This is a genomic window from Prolixibacter sp. DSM 2831, from assembly GCF_056493735.1.
This window is the reverse complement of the sequence record NZ_CM151379.1, coordinates 3,083,792-3,108,100: the sequence shown is the minus strand read 5'-3', so window position 1 is coordinate 3,108,100 and position 24,309 is coordinate 3,083,792. Positions and strand designations below refer to the sequence as shown.

General features: G+C 40.2%; 13 protein-coding genes. 12 read left to right on the top strand and 1 reads right to left on the bottom strand.

Features of this window, described 5'->3' with window-relative positions:
- The first annotated feature begins 9 nt into the window (after window positions 1-9).
- The 6 genes from AC060N_RS12630 (at window position 10) to AC060N_RS12605 (ending at window position 10,216) form a co-directional block, all read left to right on the top strand.
- Window positions 10-1,077, top strand: a complete 1,068-nt coding sequence (locus AC060N_RS12630) for a DUF1593 domain-containing protein (RefSeq protein WP_479524113.1) — start codon at window positions 10-12, stop codon at window positions 1,075-1,077.
- A gap of 625 nt (window positions 1,078-1,702) precedes the next feature.
- A complete protein-coding gene (locus AC060N_RS12625) occupies window positions 1,703-3,118 on the top strand; it encodes a hypothetical protein (protein WP_027586051.1) in 1,416 nt (471 codons plus the stop codon).
- 619 nt (window positions 3,119-3,737) lie between these two features.
- Complete coding sequence (locus AC060N_RS12620) at window positions 3,738-5,849, top strand: hypothetical protein (RefSeq protein WP_027586052.1); 2,112 nt, start codon at window positions 3,738-3,740, stop codon at window positions 5,847-5,849.
- A 55-nt stretch (window positions 5,850-5,904) separates the two neighbouring features.
- Window positions 5,905-7,461, top strand: coding sequence for a DUF5060 domain-containing protein (locus AC060N_RS12615; protein WP_479524112.1), 1,557 nt, complete (start codon window positions 5,905-5,907; stop codon window positions 7,459-7,461).
- A gap of 43 nt (window positions 7,462-7,504) precedes the next feature.
- Window positions 7,505-9,157: a glycoside hydrolase family 43 protein gene (locus AC060N_RS12610; protein WP_479524111.1), complete on the top strand. Its 1,653-nt coding sequence runs from the start codon at window positions 7,505-7,507 to the stop codon at window positions 9,155-9,157.
- A gap of 189 nt (window positions 9,158-9,346) precedes the next feature.
- Complete coding sequence (locus tag AC060N_RS12605) at window positions 9,347-10,216, top strand: DUF4350 domain-containing protein (protein ID WP_479524110.1); 870 nt, start codon at window positions 9,347-9,349, stop codon at window positions 10,214-10,216.
- A 299-nt stretch (window positions 10,217-10,515) separates the two neighbouring features.
- On the opposite strand, the gene AC060N_RS12600 is transcribed toward AC060N_RS12605, so the two are convergent.
- Window positions 10,516-11,910 (bottom strand): glycoside hydrolase family 140 protein, encoded by a 1,395-nt coding sequence (locus tag AC060N_RS12600; protein WP_479524109.1) that lies wholly within the window; start codon window positions 11,908-11,910, stop codon window positions 10,516-10,518.
- Between the two features lie 253 nt (window positions 11,911-12,163).
- On the opposite strand from AC060N_RS12600, the gene AC060N_RS12595 reads away from it, so the two are divergent.
- The 6 genes from AC060N_RS12595 to glpK all read left to right on the top strand — a co-directional run bounded on the left by AC060N_RS12595 (window position 12,164) and on the right by glpK (window position 24,306).
- Window positions 12,164-12,925 (top strand): DeoR/GlpR family DNA-binding transcription regulator, encoded by a 762-nt coding sequence (locus tag AC060N_RS12595; protein WP_479524108.1) that lies wholly within the window; start codon window positions 12,164-12,166, stop codon window positions 12,923-12,925.
- Window positions 12,926-14,528: 1,603 nt separating this feature from the next.
- Window positions 14,529-17,774: a SusC/RagA family TonB-linked outer membrane protein gene (locus AC060N_RS12590; protein WP_479524107.1), complete on the top strand. Its 3,246-nt coding sequence runs from the start codon at window positions 14,529-14,531 to the stop codon at window positions 17,772-17,774.
- 39 nt (window positions 17,775-17,813) lie between these two features.
- Complete coding sequence (locus AC060N_RS12585; RefSeq protein WP_479524106.1) at window positions 17,814-19,679, top strand: RagB/SusD family nutrient uptake outer membrane protein; 1,866 nt, start codon at window positions 17,814-17,816, stop codon at window positions 19,677-19,679.
- An 18-nt stretch (window positions 19,680-19,697) separates the two neighbouring features.
- Window positions 19,698-21,383, top strand: a complete 1,686-nt coding sequence (locus AC060N_RS12580; RefSeq protein WP_479524105.1) for a DUF4957 domain-containing protein — start codon at window positions 19,698-19,700, stop codon at window positions 21,381-21,383.
- Window positions 21,384-21,708: 325 nt separating this feature from the next.
- Window positions 21,709-22,470, top strand: a complete 762-nt coding sequence (locus AC060N_RS12575; RefSeq protein ID WP_479524104.1) for a DeoR/GlpR family DNA-binding transcription regulator — start codon at window positions 21,709-21,711, stop codon at window positions 22,468-22,470.
- 339 nt (window positions 22,471-22,809) lie between these two features.
- Window positions 22,810-24,306 (top strand): glycerol kinase GlpK, encoded by a 1,497-nt coding sequence (gene glpK, locus AC060N_RS12570; RefSeq protein ID WP_479524103.1) that lies wholly within the window; start codon window positions 22,810-22,812, stop codon window positions 24,304-24,306.
- Window positions 24,307-24,309: the final 3 nt, after the last annotated feature.

Below are 24,309 nucleotides of genomic sequence, written 5' to 3'. Positions count from 1 at the left end.
CAATTAATTATGAAAAAATCAAAGGTTATTCTGAATATTGGTTTGATATTACTTTGCGTAATATCGAATACGAACATGGGAACTGCTCAAAACAAGCAGGCTAAGCCACGAGTAATTATTATGTCTGACTTTCCGCCAGTTGACGTTATCCCCGGTGGGTTGGGCTATGGCCCATCCGAGAAACGCAGTGATCCAGATGATGTGCAGTCGATGATCCGCTTTCTTCTCTACTCAAATGATTTCGATGTCGAGGGTCTGATCGCTACATCAGGCACCAAGGCCTATATCGCTAGAAAACAAAATATTTTGGACATTCTAAATCTGTACGACCAAGTGGATGAGAATCTGAGGAAGCATGATCAGAGGTATCCAACCGCTGACTATTTGCGTTCGATTACCTGGCAAGGCCGTGATGGGACGTACGGAAAAAATGGTATGAAAAATCTAGGTAAGAATATGGATACGGAGGCTTCAAACGCGATTATCAGGATAGTGGACAAACCTGATGATCGGCCAGTATTCGTTTGTGTCTGGGGTGGTTCGTACGAAGTTGCACAGGCGATCTGGAAAGTTAAAAATACGCGTACTCCTGCTGAACTTGAACGTTTCCTGAGTAAGTTGCGTATTTATTTAATTGGAAAACAGGACAACACTGCGCAGTGGCTACTCGATAATTTCCCAAAATTGTTCGTGATTTGCTCAGAGAATAATTTCAAGGGGATGATTTGGAACGCGGCTGGCTCTGATACAACACTTGCGAACCTGACATGGATTAACGCGCACATCCGCAAAGGACATGGGCCGTTGGGCGCAGTATACCCCAAAAGCGGGTGGGATCCGAAATCACCGGGGCAGAAGGAAGGAGACTCGCCTTCATTCCTTTACCTGGTTAGTGCGGTAAACGGATTGAATAACCCTGAAAATCCATCTGAGCCGAGTTGGGGTGGACAATTTGTACGCCCAGACTCTACCAAGAATCATTGGTTTGATGACCCTGCCGGCCCAAAAACCGTCTACCGCTGGCGTTCTCAAGTCCAGGCAGACTTCGCACTTCGCGCAACCTGGATGTTACCTTGACGATGAACTTCAATTCTGGCTTAGCATAAATTAATTCACTGATCCTTACGAATTATCAGTTGAGTTGAAAGCGGCGGAAAGGATATGCTTCATGTGGCAAAGGCGTGTAAGAAATCCATATGGAACCAGAAGGTTTGCAGTTTAAGCAGGTGAGAGTAAATTGAATTGTCAGAAGAATTAGCACTGTGCATAGCAATTATTGAGATAAGGAAGGTAATACTGATCTGAATACATCTGCACTCTCAACAACATTGAATAACCGGAGGTGTTGTGTTCCGGTACTTTACTTGATTAAAAAGAGCTGAAAAGCTCTTTTTTCTTTTTATGAATACGTAGAAATAAGAATCATCAGGTAGAATAGTCTGAGCAGGAAAAGGTTGGTCATTTTAGACACAGCTAAGGATGAATTTGGTTTAAGCTTAGTTTTCTTTTTGATCATGGATAATGAGTTTATTGAGAAGAAAATGTTGATGTGTTATATCTTAATTGTTGTCAATTGGAAAGAATTTCAGATTGTTTCCAGATTGTTTCCCATTTTATTTCAGATTCGGGTAGTTTCTTTGGTTATAAGAAATTGATAAATGAAATAATTGAGAATAGGCATAATACTAAAATTTAGATTGCTATGAGAAAAAAGATTCTTTCACTATTCGTATTTTTTTTATTATCCGTTACTGCTACATGGGCCCAGCAACTGGCTTTCCCAACTGCTGAAGGCTATGGGAAATATACCGTTGGAGGACGCGGCGGTAAAGTATATGAAGTGACAAATTTGAATGATAACGGCCCCGGTAGCCTTCGTGCGGCGGTTGAAGCGTCAGGTCCCAGAACTGTTGTGTTTAGGGTTTCAGGGACCATAATACTGAACAAGGCTTTACGGATTAGAAATCCCTACATTACCATTGCCGGACAAACAGCGCCTGGAGATGGTATTTGTTTGAGAAGATACCCGTTAATGATTAGTGCCGATCAGGTGATCATCAGGTACCTGCGAGTAAGGCTTGGCGACGAATCGGGTCGTGCTGATGATGCAGTATCCAGTAGGTTTGTGAAACACCTTATCGTTGATCATGTATCGGCAAGCTGGAGTGAGGACGAAGTCATGTCGATTTATCATTGTGATAGTATCACTGTTCAATGGTGTATTATTTCAGAAGCCCTATTCGACTCAAACCATCCTGACGACGCCAATACCAGTGTAGATGCGCCTCACGGGTTTGGAGGTATATGGGGATCAAACTATGGTAGCTATCATCACAATCTTATTGCTGATAATGCGAGCCGTAATATCAGAATGGCATCGGGTTCAGGTTACACCGATTACCGAAATAACGTGATATACAACTGGGGGTACAACACCTGCTATGGTGGGGAAAACCAGCAGGTAGGTGATTCCAGATTTTCATTTTCAAAGTTTAACATCGTAAATAACTATTACAAACCGGGTCCTGCAACTGAGCCTGGAGAGAGAGCCTATCGAATTATCAATCCTTCTTTTCGCAATAATACCTCTGATTTCGGGAAATGGTATGTTGCTGGTAACGTCATTGAAGGGAATAATAAAGTGACAACAGATAACTGGGATGGTGGCGTACAACCTAAAGGAGGTAAAGCTAATCTCAATTTAGTTAAACTTGAAAAAGCATGGTCATCCATGCCGATTAATCAGCAATCGGCTAAGGGAACCTTTAATTTAGTGCTTCAAAATGCAGGTGCTACTTTACCCAAAAGAGACCCTGTTGATACTCGAATAGTCAATGATGCCAGAGGAGGGTATGCTACCTATGAAGGCAAAGCATATATAAAGTTTAAAAGAGTAGCCGATAAATCAAAGAAGACCGGAATGATCGACTCTCAAAACGATGTGGGCGGTTGGCCATTACTTAAAAGTACTACCGCCCCAACAGATACCGACCATGATGGTATGCCTGATCAATGGGAGCTGAAACATGGCCTTAATCCCAATAATCCTGTAGATGGAAATAAAGTTGGGAAAGATGGTTACACCATGCTGGAGAACTACTTGAACAGCATTCATTAAGAACTGAGGAAACGATTCAATGGAGACTTCCCCTTTTGGGGAATGTTTCCATTTTTAATAAGTAATCAATGAGCGTCTTTAAAAGCTGGATTGAAAAGACTTTCATATTTGTACTTATACCGGGAGGACAATTCTAATCAAGGTAAAAGGAAATTCTGTTGGCAATAAAAAAAAGCTTCGTGTGGAACGAACGAATGTGACATGGCTTAAGCTGGTAAGTTTGAATGTAAAGGAATGACGGAATGGTCGATCTGGAGAAGTAATTGATTGCCGTTGAGATGTATATATGCTCTTCTATTTAGAAAAGCAGGGTGAAGGACAACCTAACGATTTTGATTGATATGAATGGGAATCCGTTATGAGAGACAAAATTTAAAATTATACTCATGCAAGTATTAGTCTTGGGTGTATTTCAGTTGACTCTGGCACAGATTCCCAATAACAGTTATTGACAGGAAGCAACCGTTTATTTTTAAGTAGTTGCCCTATATTCGTAAAAGAAAAGAATTTTTGTGCTTTCGTTTATTTGTTATATTCTTTCCTTATTTTTGTTATTCTATAACAAGAAAAAACTATTACGATCAATTTATGAATGTAAACCAACTAAAATCTGATAATAATGAATTCAAACAAAATTAGTTTGATTTACCCCAGGGCTGGGAATGGCATCTTGAAACAAGGGGTCACTACCCTGATTTTTATACTATTTATTGGGGTATTCTCCGGGCAAGCTTCTAATCCGCTGAAAGGTACACCTGAGGCGCAGACGTTGTTGAAGGAATTCCCTTTCCTGGGAAAACTTTTGACGACAGAAAATCCCTGGGAAATGCAGCCGGAGGCGCTTGCAGGAAAAGTGTTCGACCGGATGCCGAAAATAGCACAAGGTGATGAAGCATACCCTCTTTTGTTTAGCGATCGTCGTGAGGAAAACGGATGGCCCGGCGAGAAAATATTCGGACAATATGCTTATGAATCTGAATACTATACTTTTGATCGGGAATATCCCGTCATGAAGCTCCACGTTGGTCGTCCGCTCTTGTTTGGTGTGCAGCATGGACGAGTGGAGGCCCTTGCAATGGAAAAAAAACTAACACCAACGTTTCCGTTTCTTGACCCAAAAGTGATACCTCCGTTTTTACAAAAATTGGACAGCATTGTCTACCTATTGGCTCCGTATGGCGCAAGACGGTTACCAAGTGATTTTTACCTCGCTTCGCGTTATTTGCTGCCCAATGACGTTCTAATGACAGTGACCAATTTGACCGGTTCAACCAATGGAACCCCTTATGTCGAAATTGAATTGAGGCCTTGGGGTCCGGTTGAGAAATTTGCAGATAGTCAAACGCTTGCTTTCCCCGGAGCTGAGGGCGCTGGTCGTTATTCGAGGGGTGGACGAGGCGGTAAAGTCTTCGTGGTAACTTCATTGGATGATTATTTGCCAAATGGCCGTCCCGGTAGACCGGAAGGTACCTATGGACAGGCAAGTGAATATGCCACAACACTAGGCAAAGGAAAATGGATCCCTTATGTTGATGCTTTGGGAAATAAACATCCCGGGGAAGGGCGTCCACTATTGCCGGGATTCCCAGCACTACCGCCAGAAAAATTGATTCATGGCACGTTGCGTGAGGCTGTTGAAGCAAAAGGACCGCGCTACATTGTTTTTGCTGTTTCAGGAACCATCAGGTTAAAAGCACCACTTGACATTAAGAATCCTTATATTACCATAGCCGGGCAAACAGCTCCAGGTGATGGTATTCAAATCAGAAATTTTGGAATTCGCGTAAATACACACGATGTTATTCTTAGATACCTCCGTATTCGCGTCGGTGATATTAAGGGGCCTGGTAATCTTAAACGCCTATTAGGAGAACAAACCCATGCACTTGATTTAAACGGAATGAACATTATTGCGGACCATTGCGACATTGCTTATGCCTGCGACCAGGTTTTCAACACGTATGGCCAGCATAGGCGGGAAGCTACTACCCTCCAGTGGTCATATATCTATGGGGCACCAACAGCTTCAACCCATGAGAAAGGGAATCATTCGATGATTTCCGTAGGCGTTGGCTGGGGTTGGGTTTCCTCGCATCATAATCTTTTGGCGCATGGACGTGTGCGCAATCCGCGCATAGACATGCTCACCTACGATTTCAGAAACAATGTCATCTACAATTTTGTGGGCACGGGCTATGGCTCATCAAACGATTATCTGCGTCTGAATTATGTTGGCAATACGCTTAAAAAAGGCCCCGATTCAAAAGGTAACCCGAAATATGCCTGGAGCGAAAACACGAAATATGCACAATGGTATGGCAGAGATAACAAGCTGCCGGCTGATTTTAAAAGCGTTTTCGGCAAATCGGATGTAGCGGTTATCAGTGCGCCTATTCCTTCGATTCCTGTGGTTACCCAACCTGCAGAAGAAGCATATCGATTGGTGCTTGAAAAAGGTGGCGCGACCAAGCCGGTCAGGGACACCATCACTTCGTATGTGGCACAGACGGTCAAAAATGGCACCGGGTTTATCCCTGGAACTCCAGCTGACTGGCCGGAAGGCGGTTTTGCAACGTACCCCAAAGTGAAAGCTCCGGTCGACACAAATAAAAATGGCATTCCCGACAAATGGGAAATCAGTCATGGACTAGACCTGAAAAAGACAAAAGCAACGGGGCACGATTTGGATCCGAAATATGATAACATTGAAGTTTATATGAATTCCATTTAAACTTTTCGAAAAAGAGACAAGAGAAAAGAACTCATTTTCGTCAAAAATAAAATCGATGAAAAGAAAATTAGTAAGTATAATTTTATTGTTGATTCCAGTACTGGTATTTTCGCAATCGCCAAAGAAATCCGTTGAAAAGTGGGGAGTTTACGAGGTGACATTGAAAGGTCCAAGTACCGGGAATCCATTTGTCGGCCTAGAACTTAGCGCCGTATTTACAAATGGTAAAGAGACTTTTGAACCCGATGGATTTTACGATGGTAACGGCATCTTTAAAATCCGGTTTATGCCCGATAAAGAAGGGACTTGGACATACGTAACGCATAGCAACAATGACAAACTCAATGGCATCAAAGGCTCTTTTTTCTGTACGCCGCCATCTGACAATGATCATGGCCCGGTAAAGGTATCGGATACCTATAATTTCTCGTATGCAGACGGAACTCGTTTCATTCCGTTTGGGACGACCATTTATGAATGGTGCTTCTCTCCGGATTCGATTAGAAAGGAGACCATTGCTACCATGAAACATTCTCCTTTTAATAAGGCCAGGATGTTGGTACTTCCTCCCTTCAATAAAAGATATTTAAAAGGTCCCTATAAGCTGGATATTTTTCCGTTTGAAGGTACACCTCCCAAAAACTGGAATTATGCACGGTTTAATCCTGCCTTTTTTCAGCGGATAGAAAATGGTATTAAGCAATTGAATGAGATTGGCGTACAGGCTGATGTCATCCTGTTGAATCCATATGATGGAGGATGGGGATTTGAAAATGTAGATTTAGCTACGGATAAACGATTGATCAAGTATTGTGTGGCGCGGTTTGCCGCTTATCGTAATGTCTGGTGGAGTCTGTCCAACGAAAACAGTTTTATTGAAAGTCTGACGGATAAAGACTGGGATCAATTGTTTAAGCTGGTTCAACGTAAGGATCCCTATCATCATCTTCGTTCCATACATAATGGAGATAGGATTTATCATTACACGGAGCCGTGGGTTACACATGTGAGCCTTCAGAATTACAATGCTTCAAAAGAACCTGGTGTGGTACCACTGCTAAGAGATATCTATAGAAAACCCATCATCTTAGACGAAATCAATTATGAAGGTAACATAAACAGTAGATGGGGACAACTGACCGGTCAGCAGATGACGCATCGTTTTTGGACGACCTATGTAGGTGGAGGATATGCGACCCATGGCGAATCATATAAAACCAGCCGATGGATTTCAAATGGTGGTGGACTAATTGGAACGAGTCCGGCCAGAATTGCTTTCCTGAAAAAGATTGTTGATGCAGCTCCTGCACTAAACCCTATAGATCAGGCCTATATTCTCAATATGGCAGGTGAGCCCGGAAACTATTATCTGAAATATTTCGGAAAACAGGCTCCAAAACAATGGAAGTTTGAATTACCTCATAAAAACCTGAAAGACGGTATGCGATTCAAAGTAGAAATTATTGATACCTGGAATATGACCATCACTCAGGTGAATAAAATATTTGAGGTTAAAAAATTAGACAACTATTATTTCATCGATAAGGAGAACCGTTCGGTAAAATTACCGGGGAAACCATATATGGCGCTTCGGATTACACGAATTGAATAGCTGGAAATTGAAATGACAATAGACCACAGTTTAAATGTCAATCATGAAAAGAAGAAATAAAGTATATCTCCTGGGGTTGTTGCTCGTAGTCGGCACTATGGGCCATGCAGTTGCCCAGAAACTTACGGAAAGCCTTCCTGTATCAAAAGTGTGGGTAGCTGACAATGGCGATGGAACGTATAAAAACCCTGTTCTGCATGCCGATTATTCCGATCCCGACGCCATCCGGGTAGGCACTGATTACTATATGACAGCTTCCTCGTTCAATTGTATTCCCGGCCTTCCCATTCTGCACTCAAAAGACCTGGTCAACTGGGATTTGATAGGCTATGCGCTACACAAACAACCTCCATTCGATGTGTACGACAAACCACAGCATGGCAATGGCGTTTGGGCTCCGTGTATTCGTTACCACGATGGAGAATATTACATCTTTTATCCCGACCCGGATTACGGAATCTACATGGTCAAAGCTGAAAATCCGGAAGGTCCATGGTCGGATCCTTTGTTAGTAAAAGCTGGAAAAGGACTGATTGACCCGTCTCCCCTCTGGGACGACGATGGGAATGCTTACCTGGTTCATGCCTTCGCCGGAAGTCGGGCCGGAGTAAAAAGTTTACTAATGGTCAGTCGCATGAAGCCCGACGGCACCGGACTAATTGGGAATGATGTAGTGGTTTACGATGGTCATAAAGATGACCCGACAGTGGAAGGGCCCAAATTTTACAAGCGCCACGGTTATTACTACATATTTGCTCCGGCAGGTGGCGTATCAACTGGTTGGCAGATTGTATTGCGGTCAAAAAATGTATTTGGCCCCTATGAAAGAAAAGTGGTGATGAAACAAGGCTCAACAAATATAAACGGGCCGCATCAGGGGGCTTGGGTGGATACTCCTGGTGGTCAGAATTGGTTTCTTCATTTCCAGGAAAAAGAGGCCTATGGTCGTGATGTTTTGCTGGAGCCAATGACATGGAAAAATGATTGGCCTGTTATTGGTGTTGATAAAAATGGCAACGGAATCGGCGAACCGGTTTTGACCTGGAAAAAGCCTGACGTTGGCCGCACGTATCCAATTGTAACGCCTCCTGAGAGTGACGAATTCAACAGCCCAACATTGGGTTTGCAATGGCAATGGCATGCCAATCCGAAAATTACCTGGGGTTTTCCTTCAGGAAGACTGGGCTTTTACCGATTAAACTGTATTCCTAAACCGGATGGTTTTGTGAATCTCTGGTCGGTTCCCAATCTGCTACTTCAGAAATTTCCCGCTGAAGAATTTATGGTGACCGCCAAACTAACCTTCCATAACCATTTCGATGGCGAAGAAGTTGGATTGGTGATCATGGGCGAAGATTATCAGTACATCAAACTCGAGCAAGAAAACAAGCAAGTGGTCGTAAAAACCATAACCTGCCATAATGCCCCGAAAGGCAACCCGGAAAAGGAAATTTTCCAGCAGAAATTTAGCGGTAATACCATCTACTTCCGGGTCAAGGTACAGAAAGGAGCAATTTGCAGCTTTAGCTACAGTGCCGACAATAAAAAATTCATCACGGCAGGCGAAAATTTCCATGCCGTTCCGGGACGTTGGATTGGCGCCAAAATGGGTTTTTTCGCCTTGCGTAACGGAAAAATAAACGATGCCGGAAACGCCGATATCGATTGGTTCCGGGTTGAGAAAATAGAAAAATAGCATAGTGAACAGGAAAAGCACGGTTGAAATAAAGTAGTCATAAAATGAATAAAATCAACGGGTTAAACGATGATGGGGATGCGTGCACTGTGGATGATTTAACCGATAATGTCAGTAATCCCGGGGCGGCTCCCTGTTTTGGGGCATAAATACCAGGTATTATTTGGATAATAACTAATACATAATTCTATGAATTTCAAAATCTTAGTTTTTCTAGTGACCATGGTTTTGATGGGGAATTCCGAGAAAAAGGATGTTACTCAACTTTATACCATTGGAGATTCGACGATGGCCACACAGGCTTCGAGTAAATTACCAACAGGATTGGCCAAGCATGAGGATGCACAGCGTCCTGTTGTTGGTTTGGATAATTGGTTCAATCACGAACGTAATAAGGCAGGTCAGATTTATCATTACACCTGGACCGATACGTTGAATAGTGGTTTCTCACAATTGGGAGATGTGTTCAAAGCAAAAGGCGCCATTCTTAAAACCATTGCACGGGCCCCGATACCGTCAGTATTGGGTGGCTTAGATGTTTATATTATTGTCGATCCGGATACGACCAGTGAGAATCCACATCCGAATTACATTACCGGGCCTGATATTTCTTCCATTAAAAACTGGGTAAGTAATGGGGGCGTACTGCTCTTGCTGGCTAACGACGGTCCCAACTGTGAATTCACTCACTTAAATCAACTGGCCGGGACGTTTGGATTCCACTTTGTGCCGACAACACTTAATCCGGTGACAAATCATCAATGGGAAATGGGTGCCGAAACCAACCTGCCGAATCACCCATTATTCAAAGGAGTCAAGAAAATTTATCTGAAAGAGGTGTCTCCAATTTTGCTAAGTAAAAATGCCAAACCCATTCTGAAAGACGGTAAGCATATATTGATGGCAGAAACTACGTTTGGAAAAGGCAAAGTACTGGCAATCGGCGACCCATGGTTGTATAACGAATACATCGGTAACAGTCGTTTACCAAAGTCGTTCGAAAATATGAAAGCCGCACATAATCTGGTCGATTATTTGTTGAGTGAGACAAAACAGTAGAATATAGACTAATTTATGGTATTGGGCTTTGCTAAAAGAAGAACATCAGCCTAAAAATATGAACAGAAAAAAATTGTAAAAAAAAGCACTATCCTAAAAACTGTGTAAATGAAAAAGGGGCTGTCCAATTATTTTGGGGACAGCCCCTTATTCAAATCTGCCTACTTTGATGGCGGATTTTTATTTTTCCATATGAACAGGTATGCTCAGGATTGAAAACCGGATTACTATCTAAGCAAGTTCTTTTTGTCGTGCCTATAGTGTGGGTTCCTGGGTTTCCTGACAAGGTATTCTATAATTTACTTTACTGTATCCAAAATCAGTACCCAGTCGTTTCCATCCTTCACTTCACCCGGAGGATTGAATTTGTGCACCCCTTCATTGGCAAACTGACCAATCTTCGTAGTTTGTCCATTCCGGGGGCTATACCAGCTTGCTTTGACTTGCTTTCCTTCAATTTTGCCCATGTTCACGGCAATGTTCCTGGCATTGTAAGTATAGATAAATGCATAATCCTTACCGCGGGAAGCAATTTCGTAATTGTATTTTTCACCTTGCGTACTGCTATTCACCAGCGTTTTATCCGGAACCCGTTCAAAATACGGACGCGATAGCATCAGTTTCTTCAGGTATTGCATTTGTCCGGCCCCCGGATCCTCAATGGCTTCGGTCCAGTATTCTTTCGCACCGTAGGCTGGTTCTTTATCCTTAGGATTGTAAAACTGCATCACCGCATTGTTACCATAAGTATGTCCGCAGGCTCCGGCAAAAACTGACCAGTAGGCATAGCGGCGGGCATCAGAGGCGTTCCAGTAGGGTTGGTTGGTGTCGTGCAGTCCCTGCGGAATTCCTTCATACGAAGGTTCTCCATCAAGGGTGGGTTTGGTTGGTTTTAAGTTGAAATCAGTTTGAACATAGCGCCAGTTATCTTCGCCGTAAGCCAGCTTTGTATCGTCCTGGTCGTAACGGCGATGCCCCGACTGGAACATATTAAAGTCAAGCCATTTTTTGTTATGAAACCACATTGAAGACTGTGTTCGTCCTCGTGGGTGAAATGTTATCAGGTGGTTGGGATCATGCTTTTTGAGTGTCTTCCCAATGGTGTTCCAAACATTAATAGAGTCATTCCCCTGAATATCGCCACCGTTGACCCAAATGACATTAGGAAAATCTTTATACCGGTTAGCCAGAAATTCAGCATAAGCTTTACCCTGTGCCACATCCACATCTCCGGCTTTGACATTGCTACCCCAAACAGGGACCATTGCGATGTAAATTTCCCGTTTACCGGCTTCGTTGATTACGTAATCCACATTGTCCCAGTAGTCATATTCTTCCGGTTTGTCGAAAGAGCTCCCTTCTGTTACCAGTGGATGAGCCACATCACGGTTCACCAGCGCTGAATCGCCATACATATTTTTAGCAGAAACACTGTGTAACACCATTACCTGGATAACATTGAAGCCTTTCTGTGCCCGGTTATCCAGGTAATGAAGGACTTCCTGCCTGTTTAATTTGGTGAACAACAACCAACCGGTATCGCCCTGCCAGAAAAACGGATTTCCTTGAGAATCCATCAAAAAATGTCCATTCTTTGACACTTTCAACCAATCCGGCTTTCTAGATTTGCTTTCCTTTTGTGTACAGGCAAAAAGTAAACATGCTGAACACAGGAGAATCAATAGCTTTTTCATAGGTCATTGATAATTAATGATGCGATAATGCTTAGGTGAAAGATTTCTTGCACATTTGCATCAATTTTCATGGAATAATCAGTGTTTAAAGATATGTACATCTTTTCTAACCGATTCAATTTTGAATGATTTTATTTTTCGTTTTGCATCGAATTGACCTTGTATTATTTTTTGTTTTGAAAAATAAGGTAAGTTATAGCAGGGGTAAAGAAGTTAATTGTTTTAAAATAACGTGTAACCGATACACAAAATAATGCTACCACAACAACGACGGGAGAAAATACTGGACTTAATCAGAGAAGACGGGCATGCCAAGGTCGCGCAGCTTAGTGAAATATTTAACGTTACCGAAGTCACCATCCGACAGGATCTCGAAAAACTGGAGAAAGACGGTTATGTCGAGCGGGAGCATGGTGGAGCTTACCTCAAAAATATTGGATTGAATGTAAAGAACGTTGCTTTACACAACCAGGAGCGTATTGCAGAAAAGGCGGCAATTGCCAGAAAGGCACTGGAACTGATTAACGATGGGGATACCATTATTCTGGATTCTGGTTCAACAACCACCGAAATCGCAAAGTTGATTACCGGCTTTAAGAGTTTGACGGTCATTACTGACTCCCTGAACATCGCCCTGATACTCGGAGGGATTCCTGAGATAAATCTGGTGGTAACCGGTGGTGAGTTTAAGTCACCGACTTTATCGTTGACAGGGCAAAAAGCGGCAGATTTTTTCGACGGCCTGCATGTTGATAAGCTCTTCCTGGCTACTGCCGGAATTACATTGAAATCTGGTCTTACCTATCCCAGTATCAGTGATCTTGTTGTGAAGCGTGCGATGATCGAGTCAGCCAATGAAGTTTACCTGGTTGCCGACTCCAGTAAAGTGGGGAAAAGCGCCTTTGCCAGTCTTGGTGCCCTTTCTTTAATTGATTACCTGATTACTGATTCAAAGATCCTTGGGGCAGACAGTAAAATGCTTCAAGACAATGAGGTTAAGATTATTGTTGCATAACCTTTAGGAAGAGACTGCCCAAAAGGATTTTTTAATATTCTGGTGAGAATAACAAAAAATCTTTCGTCGAATATATTCACTATTTTTTTCATTTTCAATAGGTTCCTCTGTGATTTGTTCGTCTGGGAATGCGACTGTTTATAAACAGGGATGACAATAGAATTGCTTCCGTAATTGTCAATTTAGTTTTCCTTTTACTTTTTAAAAGTCTGTATTCTAAAAGAATGAAAGATCAGGAAGGTTCCACCAATTTGGGCTCACTGAATCTGAAAATCGTGTTGGAGAATGTTGACATGATTGGTCCACCAACCTGAGTCGGTTGAATGCCTCCAGTGGGAGGCGAAATGAGTCAATTGACTGATTTGTGTCAGGTTACTTCAAGCACAAAACAAGCTCCGGATTTATCGATAATACGGACAAAGAGGCAACTTTAGCTGAACCGTCTTCTCTCAAAAGTTCCAATATTTTTTCGCGCCGTTGATTTTGCAGTAAATTTTTAAGTTTCATCCACTTTCCTTTTTTTCGCTGGTCGAAATCATTTGCCTGTTTTCAAAGGCATCATATGGAACTCGCCTGATTACAGTTCGTTGCGTTTAAGTCAATATTATTGTCATGCTCGTTTCGTTAGTTGATTTCTTAACTTAAAAGTTTTCGTAATTAAAATATTATATCAGGAGTAATTCTTCATTAAGTCAAAGGGTTATGATTGTATTGGATTGAGTGAATTAACAGAATCCAAATGTTAATATTCGAAAAAAATATTTACTCAAACGAAACAGCCATTATTTGGTGTTTTTTTGATTTATTAATGTGTAACCTCACCTTTCCTTAAGTCTATTAGTAGTTACAAGATGCAGATATAGAGCCAGTAAGAATATGTTTTACCAGCCAATGATACTTGATGTTAATCAACTCGATGTCTGTTTATTTCGACATAATATTTTTCAAGTTTGCGAGTAAAAACCAAAGTAGTTAATGTTAAGGTAAAATAAATATGATTTTTATTTGTTAATGTTTGTTTCTTTTTTACATTTGGAGCCAAATGAATTAACGAAAATCTTCGAAAAGGTTTTTATTAGTTTTGAAAATGATGAAATACTGAGAACTGATGGACATGAAGTATTGGAAAATACTATTGCATTTAAAGATGTTTGAAATCGCATATGTCAAATATAGTTCAGTACTGCTTTTTGCTTCTGGGTGCGCTTTTGCACAGCAGCCATCGGCCATAGTATCAATATCTGTTTTCTGAAAAATTTAATGAACTAAACGAAACTAAAACTATGAAGCGGACGAGGCAAAATCTGAAAAATTTAAATCGAATAATACTTCCGTCAATAGTTCTTCTGTTGGCAATTATGCTCTTCATACTTTTAAATATAATTCTTTAACATAAAAAATGGGGAGTAAAAAATGGAATAGCTGGAAAAAGTAAATACAATAAAGCCATTACAAAATAAAAACTAAAATGATGAATGTAACAGTTCAAAATTATTAATTCAAACTTAATCCAATAATTATGATTCCATGTCTAAGCAAAACGTCTAAAATTCCCAATCGGATAATCTTGGTCTTACTAGTTGGAATTTTTACGCTATTTAGTGTGAAGGCATTTGCACAAAGTAAAACGATTAAAGGTACAGTGACTGATGCGGCAAATGGAGAATCTTTGCCAGGGGTTACAATTGTGGTTAAAGGAACCACAACCGGTACAATAACCGATTCAAAGGGGAATTTTACATTAAGTGTACCAAGTCCTGATGTTACATTGGTGTTCTCTTATATCGGTTATGCTAAGCAGACAATTCCTTTGAAAAACAGGTCAACTATTAACGTTAAAATGCAGACGGACGTTAGTCAGTTAGATGAAGTTAAGGTAGTTGCTGTTGGTTATGGAACAGTTAAACGGGAAAATCTAACCGGTTCTGTTGCATCCATATCGTCAAGGGCTTTAGCTAAGGTACCCGTTACAAACGTATCAGAAGCTTTAGCAGGTAGACTTCCTGGTGTAAGAGTTCAAACCATGGATGGTGCTCCGGGCTCTGATGTCATTATTCGTGTAAGGGGTGGAGGTTCTATTTCGCAAGACAATGCTCCTTTATATGTGGTTGATGGTTTTCCTGTTGATAATTTGAATAATATTGCTCCGGCAGACATTCAAAGTATTGATGTTTTAAAAGATGCCGCTACTACTGCTATATATGGTTCCCGCGCATCAAATGGCGTTATACTTGTTACAACAAAAAGCGCAAAAGCGGGTAAGACTACTGTTAGTTTTGACACCCATGTACAGTTAAATACGTTCCCGAAAGAAAGGAAATACAAGGTCTTATCTCCATATGATTTTGTACAAATGCAATATGAAACAGCTGCAATGAATAATACGCTAGATCAATTCACCAAAGACTTTGGTGTGTATGATGATTTAGAGTTATATAAAAATGTTGCACCTATAGACAAGCAAAACGATTTATTTGGAAATAACACTTATTCTAAATATTATAATCTTAGCGTCACAGGTGGTACTGCTGCTACTAAAATGATGCTTGGTTACACTGGAAATAGAGACGATGGTCTTATGGTGGGTTCTGGCCTAAGTAGAGATGCTTTTGTTTTTAAATTAAATCATAAGATTTCTAAGAAAATAAAACTTGATTTAGGTGCCAGAGTAACCAATAGAGTGGTAAATGGTGCCGGAACCTCTGGTTCATCACAATTAAGAGTGTCTCGTATCGTTACCGCACAACCAACAAATGGTTTAGCAGACCAGATGATTATTGACCCAAATGCTGTTGACCAATCTTATTACAACCAGTTTTTATTGGATCAGTTGAATGCAGTTGAATATGCAAAACAAGATTACAGAAAAAGAACTGATTTAAGCTATGTCTTTAATACCGCATTAACTTATGATATTTTAGATAACTTAACTGCTAAATCAGCCTTTACAATAGAAAATAAAAATTACGAAAATCTTAGGTTTTATGGCCCTTTAACAGGTGTTGCTCAAGTAAACGGAGGATTGCCTGTTGGTTTAAAACAGGATCAACAATCCCGTTCCTATAAACTTACGAATACCTTATATTATAATTTTAAAAATCTTGGAGAACACCAATTAAATGTATTGTTGGGTCAGGAAGTAAGTTCTTATAGTCGTAAAGAACAGGATGTACAGGCTGGTGGTTTTAGGTATTCTATGACTCCGGATGCGTTATTTGCAAATATGCAACTAGGCCAAAATCAATATACATCACAAGGTACGAGTGAGGCTGCCAATTCAGATATGCTTTCCTTTTTTAGCAGGGTCAATTATACTTTCAAAGACAAATATTTATTTACGGCAACCTTACGTCGTGATGCATCTAGTAAATTTGCAAAAAATAATAGAGTAGGATATTTCCCGGCTTTTTCGGCTGGTTGGAAAATTTCCAGTGAACCTTTTTTAATGGGGTCAAAAGCTGTTAATGAGTTAAAGTTAAGACTTAGCTACGGAACCACTGGTAATGATCGAATCCCATCAAATTCAACGAATTTATTGTTTGCTCCAAATTCACCTACCGATACCAGGGGGCCTGGTTTTAACAATAATCAATCTGCGTCCTATTATTTTATGTATTCGCCAGGCGGTGTGTTATATAATCCTGAATTAAAATGGGAAACAACCGTTGGTAAAAATATTGGATTAGATTTCGGATTTTTTAAAAATAGAATAAACGGTAGTTTAGATGTTTATAGTAATCAAACGAAAGATCTGTTGATTAAAGCACAAATAGCTCCCATTTCAGGGTTTAATTATCAATGGAAAAATATAGGTAATACCTCTAATAAAGGTGCAGAATTGGGTCTGAATTTCAGAGTTGTAGATAAAAAGGATTTTTCAATATCAATAAATGCAAATGTTGGCATTAACCGGTTCAAAATTGATAAACTCGATGGTACACAATCTCTGGCTACAGCTTCAAATTGGGCTGGTACAGATTTAAAAGAAAATTTGGATTACCTGGCCGAAGTTGGAAGTGAAATTGGACTAATCGTAGGTTATGTGAGTGATGGATTTTATACTGTTGACGACTTTTCAAGCTATGATGCAGCAACTGGTCAATATATATTAAAACCTAAAGACGCTAATGGCAATCCGCTTGTAGACGATACACCGCTGTTAAAAATTAATCAGCTTAGGCCTGGTAATATAAAAATAAAAGACTTAAATGGAGACGGCGTAATTAATGCTGAAGACCGTCGGGTAATTGGACATACTTTGCCAAAGGCTACCGGTGGTTTTGGTTTAACCGGCAACTATAAAAGATTTGATTTTTCAGCATTTTTTAGCTGGTCTTATGGTAATGATGAGTACAATACCGGAAAAATTGCATTTAATATGTTGTATAGTAGCAATGGCGGGCGTTATCAAAATATGCTATCTACAATGGATCCTTCTAAGAGATTTACATATGTTGATACAAAAGGCGAATATGGCCCTGCAGGTGCAGTGATTACAGATTTGGCTACGTTAGGAAAAATGAATGCAGGAAAAACAATTTGGAGTGGTAATATGTCATTTGCCGGAAGAACACCGGTACTTACTGACTGGGCTGTTGAAGATGGTTCTTATATTAGGTTTAGTAACCTAAATATTGGCTATACCGTGCCATTGAGAAGTTCTTTGATTTCAAGATTGCGTATTTATTTCAGTGCAAACAACTTATATCTTTGGACTAAATATTCTGGTTATGATCCTGATGCAAATGGGTCCAGGAGTGATGGTTATAAAGCGTTAACGCCTGGTGTAGATTACTCTACTTATCCAAAAAGCAGAAGCTTTAGTTGTGGAGTAAATGTCACTTTCTAATTCAAAGAAGATATAAAATAAATTATAAAAATATTTATTATGAAGCAAGTTATAAATCTTATAATCATAATAATAGCGGTAATTTTTACTGGCTGTAAAAAGGATTTTCTAGATCCGGTTTCACTTTCAACATTTGATAAAACGCTGGTTTTTTCTAATATTGATGATGCCAGAAAAGCAACAAATAATGTTTATAGACAATTTGGTGAAGATGGATATAGAACCAGACTTTCTATAACCATGCAAGGTAACTCCGATATTTGTTTCGGTGGCGATAGAACCTCTTCAAAGGATAACTACCAAATAATCGGATTACATGCCGTAGCAGGTAACGGAGATTTAAAGAAAGCCTGGGAATCAGCTTATGCTGCAATAAAGGACTGTAATGTAGTAATTGATGGTATTTTAGCAAGTGATCTTTACAACTCAAAAACTGATCCAGCCGCTAGTGCTGATATGCATCAATTCATAGGTGAAGCCTATGCAATTAGAGCATTTTGGTATAGTAACCTGGTATATCAGTGGGGCGATGTTCCTTTTACAACAGCAGCGCCTAAAGCAGGTATGGATTTTAACCTTCCTAAAACAGATAGAAACGTGATTCTCTCTGCTATGATCAAAGACTTAATAAAGGCAGAACCTACCATGAAATGGGCGGATGAGCTGCCACAATCGATACAACAAGTCAACAGAGAGTTTGTTATAGGACTGATTGCCAGGTTGTCATTGCAACGTGCCGGATATTACTTAAAACCAGATATGACTAAAGCGCGTGGTGATTCTGTAACAGAGTATTACACAATTGCCAGAGATTATTGCCAAAAATTAATGACTTTAAAGGACAGGACTTTACCAAGAGATTTTGCACAAGTATTTAAAAATGAATGTCAAAATATCTACCCAAGTAATAGTGATATGTTATTTGAAATTCCTTTCGCGCTTACTACAGGCGAAGTTGGATACAATATTGGTATGAGACTTGCTGGTGGTCCTAATAACCCATATGGACAAGGCGGTCACGATCTTAGCATGGCACCAAGTTATTTCTATTCATTTGATGCGAAAGATTTAAGAAGAGATGTTACTTGTGGTATGTATGATCTGGATAAAAATTTAGTTCCTTCTGTTGTGCGTATGACTGATATTTCACAAGGGAAATGGAGTAAAGAATATTGTGACCCATCGTTAGGTACAGCTTCTTTTAAAGGAACCGGAATAAACTGGGTTGTTATGAGATATGCAGATGTACTATTAATGTTTGCGGAAGCCGAAAATGAATTAAACGGGCCCGACGAAGCGGCACAAAATGCTTTAAAAAGAGTACGGGAGAGAGCTTTTGATCCAGGTGATTGGGCTACCAAAGTGGATGATTATGTAAATTCAGTATCTGGTAGCAAAGAGTCTTTCTTTAATGCTATTGTTAATGAAAGAGCCTGGGAATTTGGTGGCGAATTATTACGAAAGTATGACCTAATTAGATGGGGATTATATTCGCAAAAAATGACACAGGCAGTTGATGAAATTAAAGCTTTAGCTGATGAATCTTTAACTGATAATCCATCAGCCAAACATGCATCTTATATCTATTATCGGGTTGATAATAAGAAAATAACTATTTTTAAAGATGGTTTATACAATAATGGCGCAGTGCCTCCTGGCTATATCCCAAGTACTGGCGCAGATTTAGATGGCAATACCTTGCCGCTCGTAAATGGATGGGTTAGAGCCGACTGGACTAGTAGTTTATGGGACAGTGGTACAAATGACTATAATTCCATCTTAGACAAGTGTTTTGGACCTTATGTTGAATCTTCACCTGTTCGATATATTCAACCTATTCCATCGGTAGCTATCGATAATAGTGGTGGTGTTCTGGCAAATGATGGTTACGGATTTCAAAATTAATCTCTAAAAATCAGACAAATGAAGAAAAATATAATTCATACTATTAGCATTCAAACAATTTTGTTTTTATGTGTAGTAACGGTAATGGTTTCTTCCTGTAAAAAGGATAATCCGATATATGAACAAACCCGGTTATTCAGACCTGTTCTCAATCAACCATTGTCTGCTCAGGGTAATGCGATAATCGTTAACATGGGTAATTTAAGTAAAGCCTCAGGTTATACCATCGAATTGAGTAGAGACTCCTTCAATACGGTTGAGTATTCAGTTAAAGTAGATACGAGTTATGTAGTACTTAATCAAGATAATCTTGGCGATGAATTATATTGGAATATGCTCTATCAGGTGAGAGCCAAAGCGGATGCGTCAGATTCTATATATGATAGTAAATTTTCAGATTTAGGTTCTGTGCGAACAGAACGTTTCCCAAGCATTTTAAAGGTTCCTAACTTAAATATAGATGTTACTGATGTGGAAGCAAGATTAAGATGGAGTGTTGAAGGGCTTCCGGTGACTGGCATCAAGGTTTTTGCGCCAGATGATATAAAGCTGACAAATCCATTATTGCCCGAATTTGCCGTTGCCGATAGCGGACAAACAAGTGGGGAGTGGATTATTAATGGACTTCAACCTGCAACAACATACCAAATAGCTATTTATAGTGGAGCCACCCTTAGAGGTTGGGTTAAATATACAACGAAAGCAGCCGATGTTGATCCAAATGCTCCCGGAGTAATTGACCTTACTCAAAGTACGGACCCTGATGCGCTTGTAAATGCATATGCAACTGCCAGTGATGGTGACATTATTTTACTGAAATTTGGTGCTTCTTATAATCCAATTACCACTTTTGATAAGTCAGTAACCATTCAAGGCGAATTAGGAATTGGACAGGATAAAGCAAGGATCATCGTTAATAGTAGTGCAAACTGGCCGGAAGGTGCAAATATCGATCACATACGTTATAAGAACTTATACTTGTTATCACCCAGTAACGGCAATTATGTATTGTACCCAGGCAATAACAACACTACTGTAAATGAAATTACTTTTGATGATTGTTATATCTATAATCTTAGAGGCGTCTTAAAAAGTAAAGGGGATTATGATGTCATTAATAATTTTAATATAAATAATTGTTATTTAGATTGGATTGGTGGTTATGGAGTTGCCTACACTGATGGCAAAACCGGCCAGATGATAAAAAATATCAATTATACAAACAGTACGTTTAATCATTGTGAATTTTTATTTTATGTAAGAAATTCAGTTGAGAATGTACTTGTTGACGGTTGCACCATTGTAAACCAAAATAATAGTATTTTCAGACTTAGGAATGATGGTGTTGATGTAACAAACAGCTGGACAATATCCAATTGTATTTTCGGTCACGCTAATAAAGGCGTAACTGAGGTAGATTTTCTTAATGGAAGTTCAAATGCTGCAATAACGGCTACTGGTAACTATATCGTAACCGATTTCGTTTGGCATGATGATTCTGAAGTTCCTGCTGGTTTAGTTGTTGGAAACGCAGGTTGCACTCAAGCAGATTTATGGGCAGATCCTGATGCAGGTAATGATTATGTAGACCCTACAGATGCTGAACCTCTTGGAAATGGATTCCAAGGTGATTTTACGATTGTAAACACCGTTTTCCCCGGGAGATATGATTCAGGAGATCCGAGATGGCGTATGAAATTGTGAGCTATCCATATTGAATTAGTTTATTAATTTGTAACGTAAAGAATACCTGAAGTCCGCCACTGAAAGGTGGCTGACTTCAGGTTTTAATGTTCTGATTTTGGAGTTATCATTGATTCAGAGATTTTCTTTATCGAAAAATGGTAACTACACAAGTACTGGTGGGGGTTAGAACAGATGATCGAAAAAAAGCCTGTTATGGTTCCGGGGTATTAAGGGAGAATCAATTTTCGGAGTGGGTATATAAGCTGGCACAAAATCAAGTAAGTTACAATAGAGGTAAGGAAGTTAATTGCACTAAAAGAATGTGTAACCTATTACCAAAATAATGCTACCACAACAACGACGGGAGAAAATACTGGACTTAATCAGAGAAGACGGGCATGCCAAGGTCATGCAGCTTAGTAAGATTTTTAAAGTCACTGAAGTCACCATTCGACAGGATCTCGAGAAACTGGAGAAAGGCGGTTATGTAGAACGGGAGCATGGTGGGGCTTACCTCAAAAATATTGGAATGAATGTAAAGAACGTTGCTTTACACAACCAGGAGCGTATTGCAGAAAAGGCGGCAATTGCCAGAAAGGCACTGGAACTGATTAACGATGGGGATACCATTATTCTGGATTCTGGTTCAACAACCACCGCAATCGCAAAGTTGATTACCGGCTTTAAGAGTTTGACGGTCATTACCGACTCCCTGAACATCGCCCTGATACTCGGAGGGATTCCTGAGATAAATCTGGTGGTTACCGGAGGTGAGTTTAAGTCACCGACTTTATCGTTGACAGGGCAAAAAGCGGCAGATTCTTTCGACGGCCTGCATGTTGATAAGCTCTTCCTGGCTACTGCCGGAATTACATTGAAATCTGGTCTTACCTATCCCAGTATCAGCGATCTTGTTGTGAAGCGTGCGATGATCGAGTCAGCCAATGAAGTTTACCTGGTTGCCGACTCCAGTAAAGTGGGGAAAAGTGCATTTGCCAGCCTGGGAGCCCTTTCCTTGATTGATTTTTTGATAACGGACTCGAATATTAGTGAGGCAGACATTCGAATGCTTAAGAGTAATGATATTAAGATTGTTGTTGCATGACGCACAACCACAGCGCGGGAACGAATTTTTGCGCTAGTCTTGTGTTCGTTGGCTTAGGAATTTGAAATGCTCCTTCCACAATTTTCTTGATTGGACGCTAAATATTGATGTTTGTTTGCTGTTTGGCTGTAAAGGATTAACTATTTCTTGATTATATCGTATTGAAAACGATACAAATAGTGGTCCACTATTTACTTCTTTTTTTTGCGAGTCTTTTGTTTGATTTATTATTATTTTCTTTTTATATTTCGAAAAATTTCTTTTGCCTTATAGAAGAAAGGTATGTTCTTATATTACGGAAATAATCAATAATGGGAAAACTTAATTGATGTTATTAAAATGAATGGTTCTCAGCAATATATTCTAGCAATCGACCAAAGTACATTTGCTACTAAGGCAATCGTTTTTAACAAAAAAGGAAAAGTAGGGTACAGAACTACGGTTGGTCATGAGCAATATTACCCTCAACCCGGTTTTGTGGAACATGATCCGGTTGAGATTTTCGAAAATACAATGATGGCCATGCATCATGTGCTTGAAGAAAAAAAGATCAGTATTGATGACATTGCTGCTATTTCCCTGACCAATCAGAGAGAAACGGTGATGGTATGGGACAAAAATACAGGGAAGCCGGTCTACAACGCCATGGTCTGGCAATGTCAGCGCGGTGCACCTTATTGTCACGAACTGAAAAGTAAGGGATATGATGAATTAATAAAAAGCAAGACTGGATTGCTGATTGATCCCTATTTTTCAGCAAGTAGTTTGCATTGGTTGATGCAAAATGTCGAGGGAGTAAAAGAACGAGCCGTAGCTGGTGATTTACTTCTGGGAACCATGGATACCTGGTTGCTTTGGAAGCTTACAGGGGGCAAGGTTCATGCGACTGACTATTCGAATGCATGCCGCACCATGCTGTTCAATATTCACACTTTACAGTGGGATAGTGAATTAATCGACTTATTTGATCTTGAAAGAAATATGTTCCCGGAAGTTCGTTATAGTGATGAAATTTTTGGGTACAGTGATCCTGATGTGACTTTCGGAAAAGCATTACCGATTGCGGGACTGCTTGGGGATTCTCATGGTGCGTTGTTCGGACAAAACTGTTTCAGTCCTGGGATGGCTAAAGCAACCTATGGGACGGGTTCTTCTATTATGCTGAATATTGGAAACGAGTCGTTGGATGCGCCTGAGGGCTTGGTTACGTCTATAGGGTATGGCATGAACAATCAAATTTACTACGTATTTGAGGGAAATATTCATTGTACGGGTGATACAATTAATTGGTTGAAGAATGAAGTTCAGTTAATTAGTGACCCATCTGAAACAGAAGGATTGGCGAAGTCTGTCAATGATAATAATGGCGTGTATCTGGTCCCGGCATTCGTTGGACTGGGAGCGCCCTATTGGGACAATGAAGCGCGTGCCTGCTTGTCGGGGATGCCCAGAAACACGAACAAAGCACATATTGTACGGGCTGCATTGGAGAGCATCGCTTACCAGGTTAATGATCTGATACGTCTGATGGAGGAAAGAGGCGGCATTCAGTTGCAGGAGTTGCGGGTCGATGGTGGTCCAACCCATAACAATTTTCTGATGCAGTTTCAGTCTGACATGCTCAATCATGAAGTTGTTCGTTCGGATATAGAAGAGGTTTCAGCTCTTGGTGCTACCTATATGGCCGGGCTGGCAACCGGTTTTTGGAAGGACCTTCAGGAGATTGGATCTCTTCGTGATGTAGATCAGGTTTTTAGACCTGCCATGATGGAAAAAGAAACTGAAAAACTCTATGCTGGCTGGCAAAAAGCTGTAGAGCGGGCTAGATTATCATAAGCA